This window comes from Burkholderia sp. JKS000303 (assembly GCF_002563755.1).
Lineage (GTDB): Bacteria > Pseudomonadota > Gammaproteobacteria > Burkholderiales > Burkholderiaceae > Burkholderia > Burkholderia anthina_B.
The window spans coordinates 16,708-40,385 of record NZ_PDBZ01000005.1; the positions used below are offsets into that span (position 1 = coordinate 16,708).

General features: G+C 71.2%; 9 protein-coding genes. 1 reads left to right on the forward strand and 8 read right to left on the reverse strand.

Translation table 11 applies throughout. The features are described from left to right. Positions 1 to 29: 29 nt before the first annotated feature. The 3 genes from BX604_RS36420 to BX604_RS36430 are packed head-to-tail and all read right to left on the reverse strand — an operon-like array spanning position 30 to position 15,684. Positions 30 to 1,055, reverse strand: coding sequence for a GNAT family N-acetyltransferase (locus BX604_RS36420; RefSeq protein ID WP_098556643.1), 1,026 nt, complete (start codon positions 1,053 to 1,055; stop codon positions 30 to 32). After that, positions 1,045 to 6,027 carry a non-ribosomal peptide synthetase gene (locus BX604_RS36425; protein ID WP_098556645.1) on the reverse strand — a complete coding sequence of 1,661 codons (4,983 nt, stop codon included), beginning with the start codon at positions 6,025 to 6,027 and terminating at the stop codon, positions 1,045 to 1,047. Before BX604_RS36425 ends, BX604_RS36420 begins: the two co-directional genes overlap by 11 nt. Positions 6,028 to 6,036: 9 nt before the next feature. Then, positions 6,037 to 15,684 (reverse strand): non-ribosomal peptide synthetase, encoded by a 9,648-nt coding sequence (locus BX604_RS36430; protein WP_098557123.1) that lies wholly within the window; start codon positions 15,682 to 15,684, stop codon positions 6,037 to 6,039. A 274-nt stretch (positions 15,685 to 15,958) separates the two neighbouring features. Between BX604_RS36430 and BX604_RS36435 the strand changes: the two genes are divergently transcribed. After that, complete coding sequence (locus BX604_RS36435; RefSeq protein ID WP_098556647.1) at positions 15,959 to 17,710, forward strand: cyclic peptide export ABC transporter; 1,752 nt, start codon at positions 15,959 to 15,961, stop codon at positions 17,708 to 17,710. A 181-nt stretch (positions 17,711 to 17,891) separates the two neighbouring features. On the opposite strand, the gene BX604_RS36440 is transcribed toward BX604_RS36435, so the two are convergent. Genes BX604_RS36440 through BX604_RS36460 form a run of 5 tightly spaced genes read right to left on the reverse strand, consistent with a single transcriptional unit; the run spans position 17,892 to position 23,667 of the window. Next, positions 17,892 to 18,932, reverse strand: a complete 1,041-nt coding sequence (locus BX604_RS36440; RefSeq protein WP_098556649.1) for an ABC transporter substrate-binding protein — start codon at positions 18,930 to 18,932, stop codon at positions 17,892 to 17,894. Then, positions 18,929 to 19,732 carry a siderophore-iron reductase FhuF gene (fhuF, locus tag BX604_RS36445; RefSeq protein WP_098556651.1) on the reverse strand — a complete coding sequence of 268 codons (804 nt, stop codon included), beginning with the start codon at positions 19,730 to 19,732 and terminating at the stop codon, positions 18,929 to 18,931. Before fhuF ends, BX604_RS36440 begins: the two co-directional genes overlap by 4 nt. Next, a complete protein-coding gene (gene fhuB, locus BX604_RS36450; RefSeq protein ID WP_098556653.1) occupies positions 19,729 to 21,822 on the reverse strand; it encodes a Fe(3+)-hydroxamate ABC transporter permease FhuB in 2,094 nt (697 codons plus the stop codon). Before fhuB ends, fhuF begins: the two co-directional genes overlap by 4 nt. After that, positions 21,819 to 22,667: an ABC transporter ATP-binding protein gene (locus BX604_RS36455; protein ID WP_098556655.1), complete on the reverse strand. Its 849-nt coding sequence runs from the start codon at positions 22,665 to 22,667 to the stop codon at positions 21,819 to 21,821. The genes fhuB and BX604_RS36455 overlap by 4 nt, the downstream gene beginning before the upstream one ends. Continuing rightward, entirely contained in the window at positions 22,657 to 23,667 is a 1,011-nt protein-coding gene (locus BX604_RS36460; RefSeq protein WP_098556657.1) for a TauD/TfdA family dioxygenase, read from the reverse strand. The genes BX604_RS36455 and BX604_RS36460 overlap by 11 nt, the downstream gene beginning before the upstream one ends. Positions 23,668 to 23,678 lie beyond the last annotated feature (11 nt).

Below are 23,678 nucleotides of genomic sequence, written 5' to 3' on the forward strand. Positions count from 1 at the left end.
TCAGCTCCCTTGTCGGTGAAACCGGCCCGTCAGACATGACGGCCGGAGAAGAACGTCTCGCGCAGCGTGCGCATCCACAACGGCTGTGCGTCGGCCAGCGCCAGACGGCGCTGCCGCGCGAAGCCATGCTGCGCGAGGAGGTCGACGACCCGCGCGCGGCCGGCCGGAACTGCGCAGCCGAGCGCTTCGGTGCGCGGATCGTCGAGAAACAGGTAATGAACGACGGACGGCAGCCAGCCCGCCACGCAATGCGGGCCGCGCCAGCGCGATTCGCCGACCAGCATCCGCAGGCCGCGGTCGTAGTCGCGCGCGCCGACATGCGGCGCGAGCGGGTCTTCCTTCAGCCAGAACGCTTCGAAATACGCGAACGGTTCGCCGTCGAAGCAGCCGACGAGCGGCGTCAGGTGCGGATCGGCATCGGGCGCCGTGCCGTCCACGCCGGGCTGCGTGCCCGGCCAGCCTTCGCGCACGCGCGGTTCGTCGAACCAGCGTGCGACGCGCGCGGCGTCCTCGCCCGGCTGCCAGCCGCGCAGCGTGAAGCGCACGCCGAGCGCCGGCAGGTCGCGGGCGTACACGTCGCCGCGCGGCGCGGGCGGCCGGCGCGGATGACGCCGGCCGTCGGTCAGCATCGGCAGCGTCGCGCACGGCAGATGCGCACCGACGCGCCACAGGTCCGCCTGTTGCGCCCAGCCTTCGCGCATGCACAGGCCGCCGTCGGCGAGCACGCCGCTCGCGCGCAGCGCATCGAGCGCGACTGCCGGCCACGCGGCCGGGTCGAGCCGGATCGCCGCGCGGCGGACGTCGTCGGAAAATGCCGCGGCGAGCGCGGCCAGCAGCGCACGGCGCTGGTCGGCCGTCGCCGCGCGATGGTTGTAGGCGACGAGGCGCAGCGTGCCGTCGTCCGCGAGTTGCGCGCGCAACACCTGCGCGCCGATGCCGTCGCCATGCGCGACGCGAATCTCCGCGTCGTCACGCGCGGCGAACAGGTCGTCCGCGAAGACGAGGCGGCACGTGTCGGGCATCGTGAAGCCGTCCGGACGCACTTCAGCCAGCATCGCGCACCTCCTGGCCCGTTTGGGTCGGCGCGGCGATGCGTGCGCCTAGCGCCGCGAGCGTCGGCGACGCGAACACGTCGGCGACCGTCAGCGGGTGACCGGCGCGGCTCGCCGCGTCAACGAAGCGCACGACGTCGAACGACGTCGCGCCGGCTTCGAACAGATCGGCGTCGGGCGCAGGCGCGGCAGTCGCGAACGTGTCCGACCACAACGCCGCGAGCGATGCAACGACGTTCGGGGCGCGCGACGATGCCGTGGCCCGAGCCGCCCTGCATGTCGGTGCGGCAGCGTTCGCCGTGTGCGCAGCGAACCGCGCATCGGGCACGCCGAGTGTCGCTTCCGGCGTACCGGCGAAACGGGCGACTTCGTCGTGATACAGCCGGACGAGCGTGTCGACGAACGCGCCGTCGAGCAGTTCGTCCGCATACGAGAACGCGGCGCTCACGCGGCCGTCCGGATGCTCGACGACGTCCAGCTCCAGCGTGAACACGACGCGATGACGCACGTCGTCGAATTCGGCGAGCGACAAACCGGCCCAGTCGCGCGCGGCCGCGCCGCTCGGGCGCAGGTAGTTGAACATCACCTGGAACAGCGGATTGGCCTGCGCCGTGCGCGGCGCGCGCAGTGCCGCGACGACGTCGGCGAACGGCACGCCGGCATGCGCATACGCGGCGAGCGCCGTGTCGCGCACCTGCGCGAGCACGTCCGTGCGGCGGGCTGCCGCGTCGATACGCGTGCGCACGACGACGGAATTGATGAAGAGCCCCAGCGCATCGCGTGCCGCGTCGCCCGTCAGTTCGCGGGTCGACGCGAGCACCCCGACCGGCTGGTCGGCCGCGCCGGTCGCGCGGAACAGCGCGGTGTTGAGCGCCGCGTGCAGCAGCATCGGCAACGTCGCATGCGCGGCCGATGCCGCGTCGCGCGCGGCGCGGATCCGCGACGCATCGAACTCGAACGCGATACGTGCCGCGCGCCATTGCGGGACAGCCGGCGCATCTGCACGCTGCGGCAGCACGCACGACGGCAGATCGGCCAACGCATCGCGCCAGTACGCGACGCGGGCCGGGTGGCATGGCGCGGGCAAGACGAGCGGGATGTTGTCCAACGCGGGCGTCGCTTCACCGCGCACGTTATCGACATAGCGAGCACGCACCGCATCGAGCCACAGCTCGATTGATTCGCCATCCGACACGATGTGATGGATCGTCACCGACAACACATGATCGTCCGCGCCGAGCCGCAGCACGCGTGCGCGCCACAGCGGCGCATCGGCGACGAGATCGAACGGTGCGAGTGCATCCGCATCGGTCAGCGCCGCCGCGCGGGCGAGCGCATCGGGCTGTGCGGACAGATCGACGACCGGCAGCGCGACAGGCGCGGCGTCTTCGATCCGCTGGCCCGGCAGCATGCCGTCGCGCGCGACGAGCCGTGCGCGCAGCGCCGGATGCGCGGCTGCCACAGCGGAAAACGCCGCACGCAGCGCAGCGACGTCGAGCGGGCCGCGCATGCGCAGCGCGACCGGAATGTTGTACGCGGCGCTGTCCGGCTGCGCGCGCCACAGGAACCAGAGGCCGAGCTGCGCGGGCGACAGCGGCCACACGCCCTGCGCATCGGGTTTGACCACCGCGACGCCCGGCGCTGCCGCACCGGCATGGGCAACGCGCGGCGCGTCGGCGACCTGCCGCGCGTATTGCGCGAGCACCGGCGCTTCGAACAGCGCACGCACCGGCACATCGCGGCCGAGCCGTTCGGCAACACGCGTCGCGACGCGCACCGCGGCCAGCGAATGGCCGCCGAGTTCGAAGAAGTGATCGCCACGGCCGACGCGCTCGACGTTCAGCACGTCGCACCAGATCGCCGCGAGCGCGGCCTCGTCGCCGTCGTGCGGCGCTTCGTATGCACGTTCGACGCGCACCGGCGCGGGCAGCCGCGCGCGGTCGACCTTGCTGTTCGCATTGCGCGGCAGCGCATCGAGCACGATCAGTTGCGCGGGCACCATGTAGTCGGGCAGCGTGCGGCGCAAATGCGCGTCGAGCGTCGCGGCTTCGACGGGTTGCGCCGCGGCCTGCGCGTCGGCGGTCAGTTCGACGTACGCGACGAGCTGCGCCTGTGCGCCCTGCCCGTGCACGACCGCACACGCTTCGCGCACCGCATCGTGTGCGGCGAGCTGGGCTTCGATTTCACCGAGTTCGATGCGCAGCCCGCGCAGCTTCACCTGATGATCGACACGCCCGATGAAGTCGAATACGCCATCCGCGCGACGCCGCACGAGGTCGCCGGTGCGGTACAGGCGCGCGCCCGGCGCGCCGTACGGATCGGGCACGAAGCGCTCGGCCGTCAGCGCCGGACGCTCCAGATAGCCTCGCGCGACGCCGATCCCCTCGCCGCCCAGATACAGTTCGCCGATCACGCCGACCGGCAGCGGATGCAGCCGTGCGTCGAGCACGTGCGCGGTGCGCGCGCCGACCAGCGTGCCGATCGGCAGGTACGCGGCGTCGCCAAGCTGGGCGAGATCGTCGTCGGGACGGAACATCCACAACGTCGGCGTGATCACGGTCTCGGTCGGGCCGTAGCCGTTGACCACCCGCACGTTCGGCATCGCGCGGCGCAGCATCGCGAACGCTTCGCGCGACGTCGCCTCGCCACCGACGGTCAGCGAACGCAGCGTCGGCGGTGCGCCGTGCGCGAGCGCCCATTCGGCGAGTTGCGCGGCGCAGCCGGGCGGCACGTAGGTCATCGTCACGCCGTCGCGGACCATCATCGCGCAGGTCTGCGCGGGCGGCCACAGCACGTCGGCCGTCACCGACACGGCGGCGCCCGACAGGTATTGCGAAAACCAGCCTTCGTGCGCGCCGTCGAAGTTGACCGACTGGAACAGCAGGAATACGTCGTGCTCGGTCGCGCCGTAGCGCTCGGCGATCGCCACGCAGTGCCGTGCGAATGCCGCGTGATCGACGATCACGCCCTTCGGCTTGCCGGTCGAACCCGACGTGTAGATCGCGTATGCCGCATGGCCGGGCAGTACGTCCGGCAGTTCAACTTGCGCGGCGTCATCGAATGCGTCGATTTCGTCCGCGCGCCAGATCCGCAGTGCCGGCAGATCGGGCAGCGACGCGGCGCTCGCACCGTCGGTCAGCACGTGCGCGATGCCCGCGTCGCCGACGATCTGTGCGAGCCGTTCGCGCGGATGGGCCGGATCGAGCGGCACGAATGCGGCGCCCGACTTCAGCACCGCGATCAGCGCGACCAGCAGGTCGACCGAACGCTGCAGCGCGACGCCGACGCGCATCTCGGGCCGCACGCCGGCCGCGACGAGATTGCGCGCGATGCGTGCGGCGCGGGCATCGACTTCGCCGCGCGTGAACGCGCGATCGATGTCGGCGACGCCGCGTGCGTCGGGCCGCGCGTTCGCGTGCGCGGCGATACGTGCATGCACCGGCACGAACGGTTCGGCCTCGGCGGCACCGGCCGGCGCGTTCCACGCGAACAGTTGCGCGAGTTCATGGGCGGGCAGCCAGTCGAGATCGCCGATCGCCATGTCGGGGCGCGCGAGCGCGTCGCCGAGCAGCGTGACGAAGCGCGCGGCGAGCCGCGCGATCGCGTCCGCGTCGAACAGGTCGAGCGCGTAGATGAAGGCGGCGTCGAACGTGCCGTCGGGCGTCGCCTCGACGGCGAGCGTCAGGTCGAATTTCGCGGACGGCGTGCCGGACGGCAACAGCGCGGCCGACGCCGCACCCAGTGCGGGCAGCGCGCGGCGCTCGCCATAGGCGGCCATCACCTGGAACAGCGGATGGTGGCTCGCGCTGCGCGGCACGCCGAGGGCGTCGACGACCTGCTCGAACGGCACGTCCTGGTGCATCTGCGCATCGACGAGCGCACGCTGCGTCCGCGCGACCAGCGACGAGAAATCGCCGTGCGCCGGCACGTCGACGTCGATCGCGAGCGTGTTGACGAAGAACCCGATCAGGCCGCCCGTCTCCGCGCGCTCGCGGTTCGCGGCCGGCACGCCGACGCAGATCCGCGCGTCGCCCGTCGCGCGGGCGAGCAACGCATCGAGCGCGGCAAGCAGCACCGCGAACGGCGTCGCACCCGACGCGGCCGCGAAGGCGCGCAGTTGCGCGCCGATACGTGCGTCGAGCGAAAACACATGGCGCGCGCCGCGCGCACTGCGCCGCGCGGGCCGTGCGGCCGCACCCGGCAGCGTGAGCACGCCGCGCTGCGGATCGAGCCGCTCGCGCCAGAATGCGAGCTGCCGGTCGCGTTCGCCGGCGTCGAGCCAGCGGCGCTGCCACAGCGCGTAGTCCGCATACTGGATCGGCAGCGGCGGGAGCGGCACCGGCTCGCTCGATGCATAGGCGCGATAGAACGCCGCGAGCTCGTCGAGCATCACCCCCGACGACCAGCCGTCCGACACGATGTGATGAACGGTCAGCGCGAGCCAGTGATGCGTCTCATCGAAGCGGATCAGGTGGGCGCGCATGAGCGGCGCCGCACCGAGATCGAACGCAATGGCTTCGGCGGCGGTCGCGACGCTGTCGGCGCGCGCGCTGCGCTGCGCGCCGGGCAGCGCTTCCAGATCGGTCTCGCGCCACGGGCAGCGCAGCGGCGCATGGATCGTCTGCGCGACGCCGTCCTCCGCTTCGTCGAAGGTCGTGCGCAGCGCTTCATGGCGCGCGATCAGTGCGTCGCAAGCCAGGCGTAGCGCGTGCGCGTCGAGCGGGCCCGTCAGCGCGAGCCGCTCGGTGATGTGATACGCGTCCGGCGCGTCGATCAGCCGCGCATGCAGCCACAGCCGCGTCTGCGCGAACGATGCGGGCACACGGTCGTGGCGCGCCGTGCGCGGCGGGATCGGCAGCACGCGAAAGTCGATGCCGGCCGCATCGAGCTTGTCGATGAAGACGGCGCGCTGCGCGTCGGGCAGTTGCGCGAAACGCGTCGCGAGCGCGAGCCAGTCGGGTTGAACCTTCGTCATCCGTCGTCCTTATTGGGTTTCCAGTTCGCCGAGCAGCGCGTCGATCGCGCTCGCCGCATCGGTCTCGCCGCGCGCCGTGCAGGCCGCATCGATCGCTTCCGCGCAGCGTGCGAGCGTGCGGGTGTCGAACAGCGTGCGCAGCGGCAGCGTGAGGCCCCAGTGCAGGTTCGCCTGCGCATGCGCCTGCGTCGCGAGCAGCGAGTGGCCGCCGAGCAGGAAGAAATCGTCGTCGCGGCCGAGCGTGTCCACGTGCAGCACGCGTTGCCAGATCGCCGCGAGCGCGCGCTCGGTGTCGGTGGCGAGTTCGACCGCTGCCGCCGCTTCACGCACCGGCGCGGGTAACGCATGACGGTCGCACTTGCCGTTCGGCGTGACCGGCAATGCGTCGAGCTCGACCAGTTGCGACGGCACCATGTACGCCGGCAGTTGCGCACGCAACGCATCGAGCAGCGCCGCGCGGTCGAGCGGACCCGCGTCGCCGCGTGCGACATAAGCGATCAGCTGCTCGTCGCGCACGATCACGACCGCGTCGTGCACGCCCGGCGCCGCACGCAGCAACGCCTCGATTTCGCCCGGTTCGATCCGCTGGCCGCGCAGCTTCACCTGCGTGTCGACGCGGCCCAAGTAGTCGAGCGCGCCGTCGGCACGACGCCGCGCGAGGTCGCCGGTGCGGTACATGCGCGCGCCCGGCACGAACGGATCGGGCACGAAGCGCTCGGCGGTCAGCCCCGGGCGGCCGAGATAGCCGCGCGCGAGGCCCGCGCCGGCCAGATACAGTTCTCCGGTCGCGCCGGACGGTACCGGCTGCCACGCAGCGTCGAGCACGTGCAGTTGCAGGTTCGCGATCGGATGGCCGATCGGCACCGCGATTGCGTTCGCGTCGTCGGGGCCGCAGGTCCAGTGCGACACGTCGATCGCGGCTTCCGTCGGCCCGTACAGGTTCACGAGCGTCGCGTTCGGCAGCAGCCGAGCGACCTTCGCGACGAGCTCGGGCGCAAGCGCCTCGCCGCTCGCGACGATCAGGCGCACGCTGTCGCATTGCGCGGCGGCCGGGAAATCGTCGAGATACGCGGCGAATGCGGCGAGCATCGACGGTACGAAGTGCAGCACCGTCACGCCGTGCGCGTGGATCGCGGCCGCGAGGCGTGCCGGATCGCGGTGGTCGCCGGGTGCCGCGATCGCGAGCTTCGCGCCGAGCGCAAGCGGCCACACGAATTCCCATACCGACACGTCGAAACCGAACGGCGTCTTGTGCAGCACGACGTCGTCGCGCGTGAGCCGGTATGCGTGCTGCATCCACGCGATCCGGTTCGCGAGTGCGCCGTGCGTGTTGCCGGCGCCTTTCGGCTTGCCGGTCGAGCCGGACGTGTAGATCAGGTATGCGAGCTGCGCATCGTCGATGTCGGTCGCGACGCCGGCGGGCAGCTCGCCCGGTTCGTCGGCGAGCAGATCGGCCACCGTCAGCAGTTGGGTCGTCGCGCCTTCGCCGAGGGCTGCCTCGACCTGCTCGCGCAGATGGGCCTGCGTGATCACGACGGCCGGGCGAGCGTCCTGCAGCAGGTACGCGACGCGCTCGGCCGGATAGTCGGGATCGATCGGCAGGTACGCGGCGCCTGCCTTCAGCACGCCGACGAGCGCCGTCACCATGTCGAACGAGCGCTCGACGCACAGCGCGACCGGCGTGTCGGGCCGCACGCCGCGCCGGCGCAATGCGGCGGCGACGCGCGACGTGCTCAGGTCGAGTTCACGATAAGTCGCGCGTTGCACGCGGCCATGCGAGTCCGCGTATTCGAGCGCGATCGCGTCCGGCGTCGCGCGTGCTGCATCGGCGAATTGCCGATGCAGCGGCTGGCGCTGCGCGTCCGGCCACGTTTGTGCGGTGTGCTGCGCGCGAGCCAACGCGTCGCGTGCCGCATCGTCCACGATCGACAGCGTGCCGAGCAGCGCATCCGGCGTGCGGGCCAGCGCGTCGAGCGCACAGGCGAAAGCGCGGTGCCAGGTTTCGACCTGCCGCGCATCGACGCGTGCGGCGTCGTAGCCATAGTCGATCGTCAGCTCGACGCCGCTTTCGATCACGAGCGTCAGCGCGAAATCGGTCGATTCGATGCTGCGCACGTCGCTCAGTGCGAGTGCGCGCGGATCGGCGTCGCGCGCCGTGTCGTCGACCGGGTAGTTCTCGAATACAACCAGCGTGTCGAACAGTGCGCCGCCGGCGCCGCGCGCCCAGCGCTGGATATCGGCCAGCGGCGTGTGCGCATGCTCCGCAGCCGCTGCGTTGTCGCGCTGCAGCGCCTGCAGCCAGTCGACCGCGCGCAGTTGCGGCGCAGGCGTCGTGATCACCGGCAGTGTGTTGATGAAAAGACCGAGCACCGTGTCGACGTCCGCGAGCGCATCGGGACGACCCGCGACGGTCGCGCCGAACGCGACGGCCGGCTGATGCGTCATGCGCTGCAACGCGAGCGCCCAGGCGCCCTGCACCAGCGTGTTCACGGTCAGCTTAAGCGCACGCGCGGTGTGCGCGACCCGTGTCAGCGCATTCGCGTCGAGCGTCGCACGCCACGTGACCATTTCGGCATCCGCACGGTCGGCCGCGCGCTCGGCGATCAGCGTCGGCGCGTCGAGGCGCGCGAGCCGGTCGGTCCAGAAACGTTCGTCCGCGTCGCGGTCGCGCGTGCCGAGCCACGCGATGAAGTCGCGATAGCGCAGCGCCGGGCGGCTCGCGAACGGCGACACCGCATCGGGGTCGCGATAGTCGCGCAGCACGTCCGCGAGCAGGCGCGCGGTGCTCCAGCCGTCCAGCAGCACATGGTGGCGCGTCCACACGACGCGCCATGCGTCGTCGGTCATGCGGATCAGCGTGAGCCGCATCAGCGGCGGCTCGCGCCAGTCGAAGCCGCGTGCGCGGTCGGCTGCGAGCCAAGCGTCGAAATCGGCGTCGAGTGTGTCGCCGTGCGTACGCCAGTCGAGCTGTTCGACCGGCATCTGCGCATGGCGATGCACGCATTGCAGCGGCGCCGCTTCGTCGGGCATCACGCTGGTGCGCAGGATGTCGTGGCGCGCGACCGACGCGGCGAACGCGGCTGCGAGCCGGTCGGCATCGAGCGCCGTCGCGGTCGCGACGAGCTGGTTCACGTAGCTTGCGTGGCCGGGCGCGAACAACGCATGGAACAGGATCCCCTGCTGCATCGGCGACAGCGGATAGACATCGTCGATCGTGCGCCAGTCGAGCGGCGCGCGCTCGATCGCGGCCTGCGTGAGACCGGCCGTCTGCGCGAGCGGGAAATCGCCCGGCGTCGCTCCGCCGCCGCGATGCGCGACACGCGATGCGCAAGCATCGGCAAGTGCGCGCAGCGCGTTCGCAAAGCGTTCGGCGAATGCGTCGATCGTCGCGCGTTCGAATTGCGGTGCGCCGTACACCCAGTGCACCTTGAGCGTGCGGGCGCCGTCGCGATCGGTATCCAGATACGCGTGAATCGCGAGCGTGTTGCCGAGCGGCCCTTGTGGGTCGCGCTCGGTGCCGGTGCCGCCGAAGCGCGGCACGAGCGTCGCGTCACGCGGCGCGTCGAACTGGCCGAGATAGTTGAACGTCACGCGCGGACGCGGTACGGCGGCCAGCGCCGCGCGCGTCGCCGCATCGCCGTAGTGCGCGAGCACGCCGAAGCCGAGCCCCTTGTGCGGCACCGCGCGCAGCGTGTCCTTGACTGCGCACAGCGTGTCGCGCGCGGTCGCGTCGACCGGCAGCGTCACCGGATAGTGGCTCGTCAGCCAGCCGATCGTGCGGCTTGCGTCCGCATCGTCGAACAGCGCCTCGCGGCCGTGTCCTTCGAGTTCGACGCGGCACGAAGCGGCGCCGTTGGCTTCCGTCAGCGCCAGCGCGAGCGCCGCGCCCAGCAGTTCGATCGTCTGCGTGCGATACGCGGCGTGCGCATCGGTCAGCGCCGCACGGGTCAGTGCCGCGTCGATCGTCTGCACGACGACGGCTGCATCGGCGTTCGTCGCCGGTGCATCGGGATGATCGGGTACGAGGTCGTCGCCCGGCGCCATCCCGGCCCAGTACGCGGTTTCGGCGGCGAACGGCGATGCCGGGTCCGTCGCGGCGCGTGCCAGGCGCGCGGCCCATGCGTCCGCACGCAGGCCCGGCTGCGACAGGCGCACCGGCGCGCGCTCGCCTGCGGCGCGATAGGCCGAGTCGAGATCGTCGAGCAGGATGCGCCACGATACGCCGTCGACGATCGCATGATGAATCGCCAGATAGAGCTGCGTCGAACCATCAGGAAGCCGTGCCGCGCATGCGCACGCGAGTGGCCCGCGGCCCAGATCAAGGCGGCGCTGCAGCGCGTCGAAGCGCGCCAGTGCGTCGGCTTCGTCGCGTGCCGCGACTTCGACGAACGGCAGCGCGTCGTACGGCTTCGCCGCCTCGCTTGCATGCCAGTTGCCGTTCGCGTCGCGCGCAAAGCGCTGCCGGAATGCGTCGTGCTGCGTGAGCAGTGCGTCGAATGCGCGTGCGAAGGCATCGGCGTCGAACGGGCCGCGCACGTCGAACGCGACCGACTGGTTCCAGTGGCCCGGATGCGGCACATCGAGCGCGAAGAAGCGCTGCTGCGCCGGTGTCAGGATTGCCGTGGCAGCCGGTGCAGCCGGCGCTGAAGTCGGCGTTGCTGCGGCCACCTCCTCCGTCTTCGCGATACGCGCGAGCTCGGCGACCGTCGGGCCGTCGAACAGTTGCTTCGGCGTGAAGCGCACGCCGCGCTTGCGAGCGCGTGCGATCACCTGCAGCACGAGGATCGAGTCGCCGCCGAGTTCGAAGAAGTTGTCGTCGCGGCCGACGCGCGGTGCTTTCAACACCGCTTGCCACACTTCCGCGAGCGCGGTTTCGACCGGGCCCTGCGGCGCGTCGCCCGACGCAACCGTCACCGGCACGACGGCCAGCTCGCGCAGCGCCGCGCGATCAATCTTGCCGTTCGCAGTGACCGGCAGGCGCGCGAGTGCGACGAATCGCGCTGGCACCATGTAGTCAGGCAACGTCGCCCCGAGGGCCGAACGCACGGCAGCTTCGTCGAATGCCGCGCCGTCGCGCATCACGACGAACGTCGCGAGCCGCAGGCGGCCGTCGTGCTCGATCGCGAGCGTTTCGGCCTGCGCGATCGGGCCCGCTGCGCGTACCGCCGCGCTCACTTCGCCCGGTTCGACGCGGTAGCCGCGAATTTTCACTTGATCGTCGATGCGCCCAAGGAAGGCGATCCGGCCGTCCGCGCGCAGACGCACACGGTCGCCGGTGCGATACAGGCGTGCGCCGGGCGTGAACGGATCGGGCACGAAGCGCTCGGCGGTCTGTGCCGGCCGGTTCAGGTAGCCGCGCGCGACGCCCGGCCCGCCCAGATACAGTTCGCCCGTCGCGCCTGCCGGCACGCATGCGCCGAACGCGTCGAGCACCAGCGCGCGCGCATTCGGCAGCGGTGCGCCGAGCGGTACGCCGCTGGCCGGATCGCGCGCGTCGGCGGCAATCGACGCGGTGTCGCACGCGATCGCGCCGACCGTCGCTTCGGTCGGACCGTAATGGTTGATCACGCGGCAGGCCGGCGCGAGCGCGGCCAGGCGCGCGACGAGCGCCCACGTCAGCGTTTCGCCGCCGGTCACGAGCGCGTGGCGCGGCAGTACGTCGGCCGGCACGCGCGCATCGAGCAGCGCCTGCAGGTGGCTCGGCACGATCTTCAACACGCCGACGTCGCGACGACGCATTTCGTCGGCGAACAGGTCCGGGTCGAACGCGCATGCGGCCGGCAGCAGATGCAGCGTGCGGCCCGCGCACAGCGCGCCGAACAGCGTCGTGTGGCCGAGGTCGGCCGCGACGGTCGACACCATCGCGAACGACGCGTCCGGTGCGAACGCGAGTTCGTCGAGCATGCCCTGCACGTAGTCGGCCAGTGCGCCGTGCGACACGACGACGCCCTTCGGCGTGCCGGTCGAGCCCGACGTATAGATCAGATAGGCGCCCTGTTCGGGATGCGGCGCGACACGTACGCCGGCCGCATGGGCGAGCGTCGCGTCCTGCGCGAGCGTATCGACGTCGAGCGGCTGCGTGGCGCTGCCGGTCGGCCACGCGGCCGTGTCCGCGACGAGCGCCCAGCGCGCACCGCAATCGGCGGCGGCCGCGGCCAGCCGTGCGGCCGGCTGCGCCGGATCGAGCAGCACAGCCAGCGCACCGGCTTTCAGCGCACCGAGCAGGCCGACGACGAAGCGGGCCGAACGCTCGACGCAGACGATCACGGGCGCCTCGGCCGTTACGCCGCGCAGTTTCAGTGCGTGTGCGATCCGGTTCGACGTGTCGTCGAGTTCGGCGAACGTCAGCGCTGCCGATGCATCGGCGAGCGCGACGCGATGCGGATAGGCAGCCGCCTGTCGCGCGAACGCGGCGACGATATCCGCATGCTCGACACGCAACGCCCGGCCGTCACGCGGCTGGCGCGATACCGGCGACGCATCGCACGGCAATGCGGCCGTCGTGCGCTGCGGTTCGTGTGCGGCGGCCGCGACCAGCGCCGCATAGCTGTCGAGCCATGCGCGCGCGGTATCCGCATCGATGCAGTCGGTCGCGTATGCGGCGACCAGTTCGATGCCGTTCGCGTCGTCGGTGAAATCCAGCGCGAAGTCGAAGCGCGCGGCAAGATCGGGGCCCGGCGTCGCCACGGCGGTCGCGCCCGGCAGCACGCTGTCGTGACGCGCATCGAACTGCTGCGCGAATTTCACGCGCAGCCATTCGTCGCCGCGCTTGACGGGCGGCTTCACCGCATCGACCACACGCTCGAACGGCACGTCCTGATGCGCGACCGCATCGAGCGCCGCCGCGCGTGCGGCATCGACGAGCGCGCGGAACGGCTGCGTCGGCGCCACGCGTACGCGCAGCGCCACGGTATTCAGGAACAGTCCGAGCAGCGCGCCGGTTTCCGGGCGCTGGCGATGCGCGACCGGCACCGCGACGACCACGTCCGTCTCGCCGGTCACGCGCGCCAGCCATGCGTCGAGCGCGGCCAGCAGCACGGTGAAGACCGTGGCCTGCGCATCGCGTGCGAGACGCCGCACGTCGGCTGCAACCGCGTCGGGCACGCGGACCGACACGCGTGCGCCCTGCAGCGTGCGCGTCGCGCCCGGCTGCCGGTCGACCGGCAGCGCCAGCGGGCCCGGCACGTCGCGCAATGCACCGCGCCAGTAGTCGAGCTGTCGTTCGCCCTCGCCGCCGGCAAGCATGTCGCGCTGCCAGTCCGCATAGTCCGCGTACTGGATCGGCAACCCGGGCAACGACGGTTCGCGGCCTTCCGCATACGCACGGTACGCGGCCGACAGTTCGTCGAACGCGCAGCGCGAGCTCCAGCCGTCGGTGATCGCGTGGTGTGCGGTCAGCAGCAGCCGGTGGCGATCGTCGGCGAGCACGAGAAGCGTCGCGCGCAGCAGCGGCCCGCCCGACAGATCGAACGGCGCGCCCGCATCGCGTTCAGCCACGCGCGTGGCTTGCGCATCGCGCGCAGCCGGCGGTTGCGTGCGCAGGTCCAGTGTGGCGATCGCAACCGGCAGGTGTGCGTGGATACGCTGTATTACGATGCCGTCGTCGTTGTCGACGAGCGTCGTGCGCCATGCTTCGTGCCGTCCGATCACGTGGTCGAGCGCGCGCTGCAGCGCGTCGCGGTCGAGCGCGCCGTCGATCGTCCAGTGTGCGGCGATGTGATAGGCGGCGCTTGCATCGCGCGTTTGCGCAAGCACCCAGAAACGTTGCTGTGCGAGCGATGCCGCGCGGTCGACGTAGTGTGCGGCCGATGTAGCGGCATCGGCCGCGGTGCGACGTGCGGAGATCGCAACCAGCGGCGCGCCCGTTTCGCGTTCCGCGCGATCGACGTGCGCAGCCAGCTCGGCAAGCGACGGATCGGCGAACAGCGTGTCGAGGCGCAGGTTCACGCGCAAAGCAGCACGAATCGCAGCCTGAAGCTGCATCGCGGCCAGCGAATCGGCACCGAGCGCGAAGAAGCGATCGGCGCGCGACGGAATGACATCGAGACCCAGCAGCGTCTGCCAGACACTGGCGATCTGTTGCTCGGTCGGCGTGTGCGGCGCGTCGCCCGCGTGTTGCGCCGTATCGCGGGCGGCGGCAATGCGCTCGCGCAGCACGGCACGATCAATCTTGCCGTTCAGCGTATACGGCAGCGCGTCGCACCGGACGAACCGGTGCGGTTGCCACGCTGCGGGCAATTGCGCGCCCACGTGCGCCTTCAGCAGCGCATCGTCGGCAGCCGCGCGTAGCGCGACGCACGCGATCAGCCGCGTCGGCCCGTTGCCGGTTTCGGCGATCACGGCCGCATCGGCAACGGCCGGATGCGTGCGCAGGCACGCGGCGATTTCCGCGGGCTCCACGCGCACACCGCGCACCTGAACCTGATCGTCGAGACGGCCGAGGTAATCGAATGCACCGTCGGCGCGCACGCGTGCAAGGTCGCCGGTGCGATATACGCGCGCACCCGGCTCGCCGTCCGCGTCGGGAATGAAGCGCTCGGCCGTCAATGCCGGACGACCGTGATAGCCGCGCGCAACACATACGCCGCCGAGTAGCAACTCGCCCGCTTCGTCGCCATCGATACGCGCGACGCGCGGGCCGATCACGCGACCGATCGGCAGCGACGCATACGCATCGTCCGCCGCGAGCGCCGGCGTTTCGCCCGGCTCGACCGGCCACAGCATCGGCGAGATCACGGCCTCGGTCGGCCCATAACCATTGATCAGGCGTACCGACGGGAACGTCTGTCGCACGAATTCGAACGCCTGCTGCGGCAGCGCTTCGCCGCCGAACGCGAGCACGCGCAATGCCGGCGGCACGCCATCGCGCGCGGCGACGGCCGCGAATTCGCGCAGATACGCCGGCGGGAACGCGGCGACGTTGACCGACTCGCGCACCATCAGCGCATGTGCGGCATCCGGCGCGAACGGCTGCGGCGGCGCAATCGTCACGTTGGCGCCGACCGCGAGCGGTGCGAGCCAGCATTCGTGCGCGGCGTCGAAATTGACCGACGCGAAATGCAGCAGGCAGTCGCCGCGCTCGATCGGCAGCGCGGCCGCAAGCGCGTCGCAGTGCGCGGCGAGCGGCCCGTGCTCGACGACGACCGCCTTCGGCGTGCCGGTCGAACCCGACGTATAGATCATGTAGGCAGCCGAGCGCGGATGCACCGGCGCGTCTTCGTGATCGTCGAAGGCTGCGGCATTCGCGCCGTCGACTGCCACGGCCGTCGCCTCGAACGCATGCTCGAACGGCGTGCCGAGCGCCGCACGGCCCGCCGCATCGACGATCCCGTGCCGCAGTTGCGCGTCCTGCACGATCCAGTCGAGGCGCGCGGCCGGATGGCGCGGATCGAGCGGCACGAATACGCCGCCCGCCTTCAGCACGGCCAGCAACGCGACGAACAGCTCGCACGAGCGTTCGACGCACACGCCGACCCGCACTTCGGCGCCGACGCCGGCCGCACGCAGCTGGCGGGCAAGCTGCGACGCACGCGCGTCGAGCGCGCCGCGCGACAGGCGCAGGTCGTTCTGGAAAGTCGCGGCGAGCGCGGGTGCGTCGGGCGCAACGCGCGCCAGGTCGCGGATTCGGTGATGCAGCGCAGTCGGGAAACTCGTCATGTGCGTGAAGTCCTTCGGTCCGGCCGCTTCGGCCAAGTCTCGGGGCCGCTTTGGGCGGCTTCACTGGTGTGACGAACGGCGCGGCCGATTTTTTACCGTTTTGCGTGCAAATCGCGCACGGGCCCGTTTTCTTGAAGGAATCGCTAAATATTTGCGCGGCCCGTTCGTCTATCAGGAAGGAAGGCCGCAACCGGGCCCGTGCTCGTGCGCTGCCTTCGCGTCAGTTGTTCCGTTTCCGCATGCTTCGCCTGCCCTCTTATTACCGACGTTGCCGATGACAGCCGCCCACGAGCCTTCTTCCCCGCCGTCCCTCGACGCCTCCCCCGGCCGCCCCGCGGCGCGCCTGATCCTCGCGCTGCTGCGCGAAAGCCGCGCATCGCTCGCGCTTGCGCTCGTCGCCTGCGTGCTCAACGGCGTCGCGAGCGTGTTGCTCGTCGCGACGCTGAACCGCGCGCTCGCGCAGCCCGGCGCAGCCGACGCGTCGCTCGCGTGGCGCTTCGCGCTGTGCGCCGTGATCGCGCTCGTCACGCGCATCGTGTCGGGCACGCTGTTCGCGCGACTGTCGCAGGACACGATGGCGCGGCTGCGCGTGCACCTCGCGCGGCGCGTCGGCGCGGCCGAGCTGCGCGACATCGAGCGGATCGGCGCCGCCCCCGTGCAGTCGGTGCTGACCGACGACGCAACCAACGTGTCGATGCTGTTCTTCGCGCTGCCGAACCTGGTGATGCACGGTTCGATCGTGTTCGGCTGCCTCGGCTACCTCGCGTGGCTGTCGTGGCCCGTGTGCCTGCTGGCACTCACCGCGATCGTCGCGGGCTCGCTCGGCTATCACACCGGCGACCGGCGCGCGATCGCGTCGCTCGAAGCGGCCGGCCACGCGCAGGATCGCCTGTTCGGTTATCTCGGCTCGCTGTTCTCCGGCGCGAAGGAGCTGAAGCTGCATGACGCGCGCGCGCGCCAGTTCGTCGACGGCCAGCTCGGCGCCGCGATCGGCGAGGTGCGCGATCACCGCCGCCGCGCGTTCAGCGCATATGCGGTCGGCGTCGGCTGGATCATCTTCCTGTTCTACGTGTTCCTCGGCGCGGCGGCGTTCTGGCCGCAGCTCGGCGTGCATGCCGATGCCGGCACCGCGGCCGGCTACGTCGTCGTGTTCCTGTTCATGCTGGTGCCGCTCGACGGACTGCTGAACAACCTGCCGACCGTCAACGCGGCGCGCGTGTCGCTCGGGCGGATCGAAAGCGTGATGGCCGAATTCGGCGCGCTGCGCACGGTGCCGCCGGCCAGCGACGCGCCCGACGTGCCGCCTGCGGGCGCGGTCACGCTGCGCGACGTCACGCATGCGTATTTCCACGAACGCGACGAACGGATGTTCCGGATCGGGCCGATCAACCTGACGATCCAGCCGGGCGAGCTCGTGTTCATCGTCGGCGGCAACGGCAGCGGCAAGACGACGCTCGCGAAGGTACTGACGGGGCTTTACGAGCCCGAAGAAGGCGCGATCGAGGTCGACGGCCGCACGATCGGCTGGCGCGAGCGTGCCGCGTACCGGCAGCGCTTCAGCGCGGTGTTCAACGATTTCCACCTGTTCGATGCGCTGCTCGGCATCGTCGATCCGGACGATCCGCAGCGTGCGCAGGCCGACGCACGCGCGAACGCGCTCGTCGCGAAGCTCGCGCTCGACCACAAGGTGAAGGTCGTCGACGGCGCGTTCTCGAACCGTGCGCTGTCGACCGGGCAGCGCAAGCGGCTCGCGCTCGTCGTCGCGTATCTGGAAGATCGACCGTTCTACCTGTTCGACGAATGGGCGGCCGACCAGGATCCGTCGTTCAAGGCCGTGTTCTACGAGCAGTTGCTACCCGAGCTGCGTGCCCGCGGCAAGGCCGTGATCGTGATCACGCACGACGACCGCTATTTCGATCTCGCCGACCGGCTGCTGAAGCTCGACAACGGGCAGATCGTCAGCGATACGACGCCTGCGCGCGCGCGTGCGCGGAATGGCGTCGACGCGTTGAGCGCGCAAGCGTGAAGAGGTTGCCGCCTGCATGCTGCAATTGCGGCGCGCGGGCGGTGCATCAAAAATCGGAAGGTCAGAAGGTCCGGCGGAAGGGAATGCGGCCCGACGTGTGCGTGACACCAGCGCAATACGACTCATCCGGCACGACGATGACAGCACCTTCCCGTCGACCCGCTGCCCCGCCCGCCGGCATTCAGTCGCGCGCTCGGCGCACGGCCGGCAGCTTCAGCATCGTATCGGCCATCACGTCGGCCAGCTTCAGCGCCGACATCGGACCGCCAAACCCCCAGATGTTGCGCTCGATCAGCGCGATCCGGTGATCGCGCAACGCCGGCACGAAACGCCACACCGGCGAATCGAGTTTCGCGGACAGCGGCACGTCCATCCCCGTCGCGGTGACGAACAGCACGGCCAGGTCGCGCTGCGTGAGCAGGTCGGCGGACGTCACGTACAGCGTACCTTCGCGCGTCGGCTTCCGCGGCCACGGTTCGAGCCCGAGTGCACGCGCGAGGCCCGCCGACGTGCTGTTGCCCGTATAGGCCCAGTAACGGTCGGGCAACCCGAGATCCTGAAGTAGTGCGATGCGTTCGCCGCTGCGCCCGGCCGCCTTGAGCCGCGACGCATTGCGCGCGATGCCCGCGTCGAGCTGCGCGTCGACCGCCTGCGCACGCGCTTCGCGGCCGGTCACGGTGCCGATCGTCCGGAAAATCTGCCGCATCCAGTCGAGCTGCGTGACGGGCACACCGTCTTCCGACACGTTCGGGCTGAACTGGAACAGGATCGTCGGCGCGATCCGGTCGAGCGCGTCGAAGATCGGCGCATGGCGGAAGCCGACGCCGATGATCAGATCGGGCTTCACCGCGGCGATCGCCTCGAGCCCCGGCTCCTGTCGCGAGCCGATGTCGGTCACATGCGCGAGCCGGTCGCTCTCGTAGCCGAGCCAGCCCGGATAGAACGCGGTGTCGGCCATGCCGACCGGCACGATGTCGAGCGCGATCACGCTTTCCGCGAACATGAAGTCGAGTGCGACCACGCGCTGCGGGCGTACCGGCATCGTCTTGCTCGCCTGCGACACGACCGGATTGCCGGCGAGCGAGCGGCCCGGTTGCGAAGTCGTGCCGCGTGCATCATCCGCGGCTGCCGCGCTGACGTTCGGTACGACGAACGCGCCGCAGCACGCGGCGCCGAGCGCGGCCAGCGCGCCGAGCGCATGACGGCGGCCGGTATGCATCACCGGATCGCGTCCTGCCCGGCCAGCGCCGCGTCGTCCATCGTCAGTAGCAGGGGGCAGCTTCCACACAGTTGCGTTTCTCCAGGAATTTCATAGCGCAGGCAGCACACGCGGCGCGCGCGAAACGGCGTCGGCAGCAGCGACGAGCGCGGCACGGCATCGCGCACCGGCAGACGCAGCGGATTCGGCTCGTCGTGCATGCAGGTCGCACCGAACAGCCAGTCCGCATCGCGCACCGGATCCGCGCTGCACGGCAGCGACCGGTACGTGTCGAGCAGATAGTCGAGCAAGTTGCCCGCGTTGCTCCACAGCACGCGCGGCGTCACGCGACCCATCGCCGCGAGCAGGTCGATCACCGTGCCGAGGTGTGCGACGAGCCCCGCGTATCTCGATGCGGGTTCATCGCACGGCGCGCCGAGCGCGTCCGGCGCGAAATACAGCGCGGCAGGCATCCCGTCGTCGAGTGCGACGAAGGTGCGCTCCGGCGTCATGTCGAGCGGCCGGCCGAGCGTCAGCGCGGCGATCACGCCGGCGGGCGCGGCACGACCGAAGTAGTACTTGCTCCATTGCGACATCAGCGCACGCGCATGCCGCGCCGGGTCGCCGCCGTAGTGACGGACCATCGCGTCGAGCACCGCGTCGCGATGCTCGGGCAGCGCGCTGACGGGCACGACGATGCGTGCCGGCGCCGCATGGGCGTCGGCGGGCATCCCGAGCCACACGACGTCGAGATGCTCGGCAAACACGGCCGGCGCGAACGCCGAAAACCGCGTGGCGCGCGCGCCGTCGAGCACCGGCGTCATCGTCCCGCGCGCCGGGCGCGGCGCCCCTCGAGAATCAGTAGTCCGAGCAGATACGGTGCGCCGATCAGCGCGGTCAGCACGCCCGCCGGCACTTCGCGCGGCGCGACCACGGTGCGGGCCGCCAGATCGGCGACGCCGAGAATCAATGCGCCGCATGCCGCCGCGAGCCACAGGCGCGTGCGGTGCCGGCGGGCGCCGAGCATCGTTGCGACATGAGGCGCCATCAGCCCGATGAAACCGACCGGACCGACCGCCGCGACGGCCGCGCACGCGGCGAGCGTGGCGATCGTCAGTGCAAGCGGCCGCAGTGCGGCGACCGGCAAGCCGAGCGCGGCCGCCTGGTCGTCGCCGAGCGCGAGCATGTCGAGCGGCCGCGCGAGCCATGCGAACACGGGCACCGCCAGCACGCACCATGGCAGCAGCATCGACACCTCGCCCCAGCTGCGGCCATAGGTGCCGCCGACGAGCCAGACGACGAAGCGCGCGGGCTGCACGCTTTGCTGCGTGATCAGCCACTGCGCGAGCGTGGTCCACAGCGCGCCGATCACGATGCCGGTCAGCGCGACGGCCAGCGGCGCATAACGATGCCGGTGATTCAGCGCGAGCGTGATCGCGAGCGACAAGCCGCCGCCGATCAGCGCGGCCGCGGCGAGCGTCACGTGCCCCATCAGCGGCCACGTCGACAACGCGAACAGCGTGACGAGCCCCGCGCCCTGCGTGACGCCGAGCACTTCGGGGCCGGCGAGCGGGTTGCGCACGACGCTCTGCATCGCGACGCCGCTCACGGCGAGCAGCGCACCCGCGAGAAGCGCGCACAGCAAGCGCGGCATGCGCAGGTCGATCATCATCCGCGCGACGGCATCGTGGCCCGACAGCGCGGCGGACCAGCGCGCGGGCGACAACCATTCGGGGCCGGCCGACACGCCGACGAACACCGCGAGCACGGCGAGTGCGACGAACAGCCCCGTACGCAGCGGCCAGCCGAGCCGTTCGAGCCAGCCGACCACGCGCGTCGAGCCGCTGCCCGCCGCGCGTTCGCCCTCCGCGTGCAGCACGCCCGACCACGCTGCACCGCGCCGGATCATCGCGAGCATCAACGGCGTGCCGACGAGCGCGATCGCGACGCCGGTCGACAACGTCGCGTCGAGGCCCGATGCGAGCACGGCGCTGTCGGTGACGAGCACCAGCGCGCCACCCACGAGCGCGGACAACGGCACCAGCACGCCGAGCCGCGCCGCGCGTGCGCCGCGCACCTGACGCAGCAGGTTCGGCGCCACGAGACCGACGTACGACAGCGGACCCGCGATGCTGACAGCCACGCTCGTGAACGCGACCGCGACGATCGTCGCGGCGAGCCGCGTCGCGTCGACGCGCACGCCGGCCGCGGCCGCCGCGTCGTCGCCGAGTGCGAGCGGATTCAGCGGCCGGATCACGAACGGCAGCGCGACCAGCGGCACGACGAGCCACCGCGCGGCGAGTGCAAGCCCCGCCGCGCCCGGTTGATAGAGGCTGCCGTTGGTCCAGAGCGCGGCGCCCGCGATGTTCTGCTCGAAGAATGCAAGCACGAGCGTCGACAGCGCGGCGAACAGCAGCATGCAGACGCTGCCGGCGAGCACGAGCCGCAGCGGCGTCGCGCGCCAGCCGCCGGCCGCGACGATCGCGCACGTGGCGGCGATCAGCCCGCAGACGAACAGCAGCGGCACCGAAGCAACGCCCGCGAGCGCCGGGACCAGCATCGCCGCCAGCAGCCCGAGCTGCGCGCCGCCCGTCACGCCGAGCAGATCGGGCGATGCCAGCGGATTGCGCGTGAGCGACTGGAACAGCGCGCCGGCGATGCCGAGGCAGCCGCCCGCGACGAGCGCGGCCGCGACGCGCGGCAAATTGAGGTCGAACAGGAACACGTGGGCGAGCGCGGCGGCATCGCTGCCCGGCGCCGCATTCCACCACACCCGCAGGTCGGGAGCCACGCGCAGTACCGCCAGCACCGCGATCAGCGCGACGAGGCCGAGCGCAAGCGCGCCGGCCCGGCGCCCGGACGCGGCGCCCTGCCCGTTCGCCGCGAGGCGCTTGCGTATCGCGAACGTCGTCATACCGCGACGTCCCGGTCGAGTGCGCCCGCCGCGTGCGATGCGCCGGCCGCCACCGGCCCGTAGGCCGGCACGCACATCGGCGCGCCCGTCTGCGGATGCGCGAGCTTCAGCATGTCGACGCCGAACGCCGCACGCAGCCGCGCGGGATCGAGCATCGCGTCGGGCGTGCCCTGCGCGACGAGGCGGCCGGCCCGCATCAGCACGATGTCGTCGCTGTACGCGGCCGCCTGGTTCAGGTCGTGCAACACCCACACGATCGTCAGCCCGCGCGTGCGGTTCAGCGTGCGCAGCGCATCGAGGATGTCGAGCTGGTGATGGATGTCGAGATAGGTCGTCGGTTCGTCGAGCAGCACGATCGGCGCCTGCTGCGCGAGCGCCATCGCGATCCACGCGCGCTGCCGTTCGCCGCCCGACAGTGCGCCGACGTCTCGCTCCGCGTCGCCCGCGAGGCCGCTCGTGTCGAGCGCCTCGTCGATCGCCGCATGGTCGGCGCGCGACAGCCCGCGCAGGAAGCCGCCGTACGCATAGCGCCCGTAGGCGACGAGCTCGCGCACGGTGAGCCCCGACGGAATCTGGTTGAACTGCGCGAGCATCGTCAGCTCGCGCGCGAGCGCGCGACGGCGAAACGACGCGAGCGGCTGGCCGTTCACGTTGACCTGCCCGGCAAGCGCGGGCTGCAGGCCGGCGAGCGTGCGCAACAGCGTGCTCTTGCCGCAGCCGTTCGGCCCGCACAGCGCCGTCACGCGGCCGGCCGCGATCGACAGGTCCAGCCCGTCGATCACGACATGGTCGCGATAACCCACCGTCAGCCCGCGCGCGGCAAGCGCGGCGGGACTACGCGTCATCGGTCCTCCATTCGGTCGCCGTGTAACTCTGCGCCATCGCGACGACGACCTTGCGCGGCCCTTCGAACGGGTCGCGCGCATGCGCGGTCAGCATGTTGTCGAGCATCAGCACGTCGCCCGTCTGCCACGGAAACACAATGCGCTGGCGATCGAGCACGCCGCGGATCTCCGCGAGCGCGTCGGCCTCGAGCGGTGCGCCGTCGCCGTAGTACACGTTGCGCGGCACGTTCTCGAGCCCGACCGCGTCGACGAGCGCTTCCTGCATGTCGTCGTCGAGCGCGGACAGGTGAAACAGGTTCGCCTGGTTGAACCACACGCGCTCCCCCGTGCGCGGGTGACGCGCGACGGCCTGGCAGCGTTCGCGGGTGCGCAGCAGCAGCTCGCCGTCGTCGTCGGTGCGCCAGGTGCATTCGATGCCGCGCACCGCACACATCCGTTCGACCTCGGCCGGTTCGTCGGTGCCGAACGACTGCTGCCACGGCAGGTCGAGCCCCTGGCCGAAGTTGCGCACGTACAGCAGCTCGCGCTGCTCGAAGCGCGCAACCAGCGCCGGATCGAGCGCGCGATAGACGGTACGGCTGTTCGCGATCGGCGTCGCGCCGCCCTTGGGCGCCGCCAGCGCGCAATGGAACCAGATCCGCAGCGGCCATTCGCGCGTGTACGACTGCTCGTTGTGCAGCGGAATCGCGCGATGCGGCGGATATTCGGTCGACGTGTAGACCGCGCCTTCGACCTGGCTGCGCGGCGTCGACGCGTATTCATAGCCGATCAGCGGATCGCCGAACGATGCCGCGAACTGCTGGAACGCGTCGATCGACGGCACGTGAAAGCCCGTGAACAGCACACCGCCCGCCCGTTCGAGCGTGTCGGCCACGATGGCGTGCGCGAGCGGCGCAACCTCGTCGATCGACATGCCGTCGGCGCTGCGCGGCGACACGACGGTGGGCAGCCCCGGCTCGATACGCAGGTCGTCGAGCGTCGGCAACGAAAGCAGGGTCATGCAACGTCCTC

Excerpts from the sequence above, each read along its gene's own strand:
- BX604_RS36460 (WP_098556657.1), bottom strand. The coding sequence starts at position 23,667 with ATGACCCTGCTTTCGTTGCCGACGCTCGACGACCTGCGTATCGAGCCG.
- fhuB (WP_098556653.1), bottom strand. The coding sequence starts at position 21,822 with ATGACGACGTTCGCGATACGCAAGCGCCTCGCGGCGAACGGGCAGGGC.
- fhuF (WP_098556651.1), bottom strand. The coding sequence starts at position 19,732 with ATGACGCCGGTGCTCGACGGCGCGCGCGCCACGCGGTTTTCGGCGTTC.
- BX604_RS36420 (WP_098556643.1), bottom strand. The coding sequence starts at position 1,055 with ATGCTGGCTGAAGTGCGTCCGGACGGCTTCACGATGCCCGACACGTGC.
- BX604_RS36425 (WP_098556645.1), bottom strand. The coding sequence starts at position 6,027 with ATGACGAAGGTTCAACCCGACTGGCTCGCGCTCGCGACGCGTTTCGCG.
- BX604_RS36430 (WP_098557123.1), bottom strand. The coding sequence starts at position 15,684 with ATGACGAGTTTCCCGACTGCGCTGCATCACCGAATCCGCGACCTGGCG.
- BX604_RS36455 (WP_098556655.1), bottom strand. The coding sequence starts at position 22,667 with ATGACGCGTAGTCCCGCCGCGCTTGCCGCGCGCGGGCTGACGGTGGGT.
- BX604_RS36435 (WP_098556647.1), top strand. The coding sequence starts at position 15,959 with ATGACAGCCGCCCACGAGCCTTCTTCCCCGCCGTCCCTCGACGCCTCC.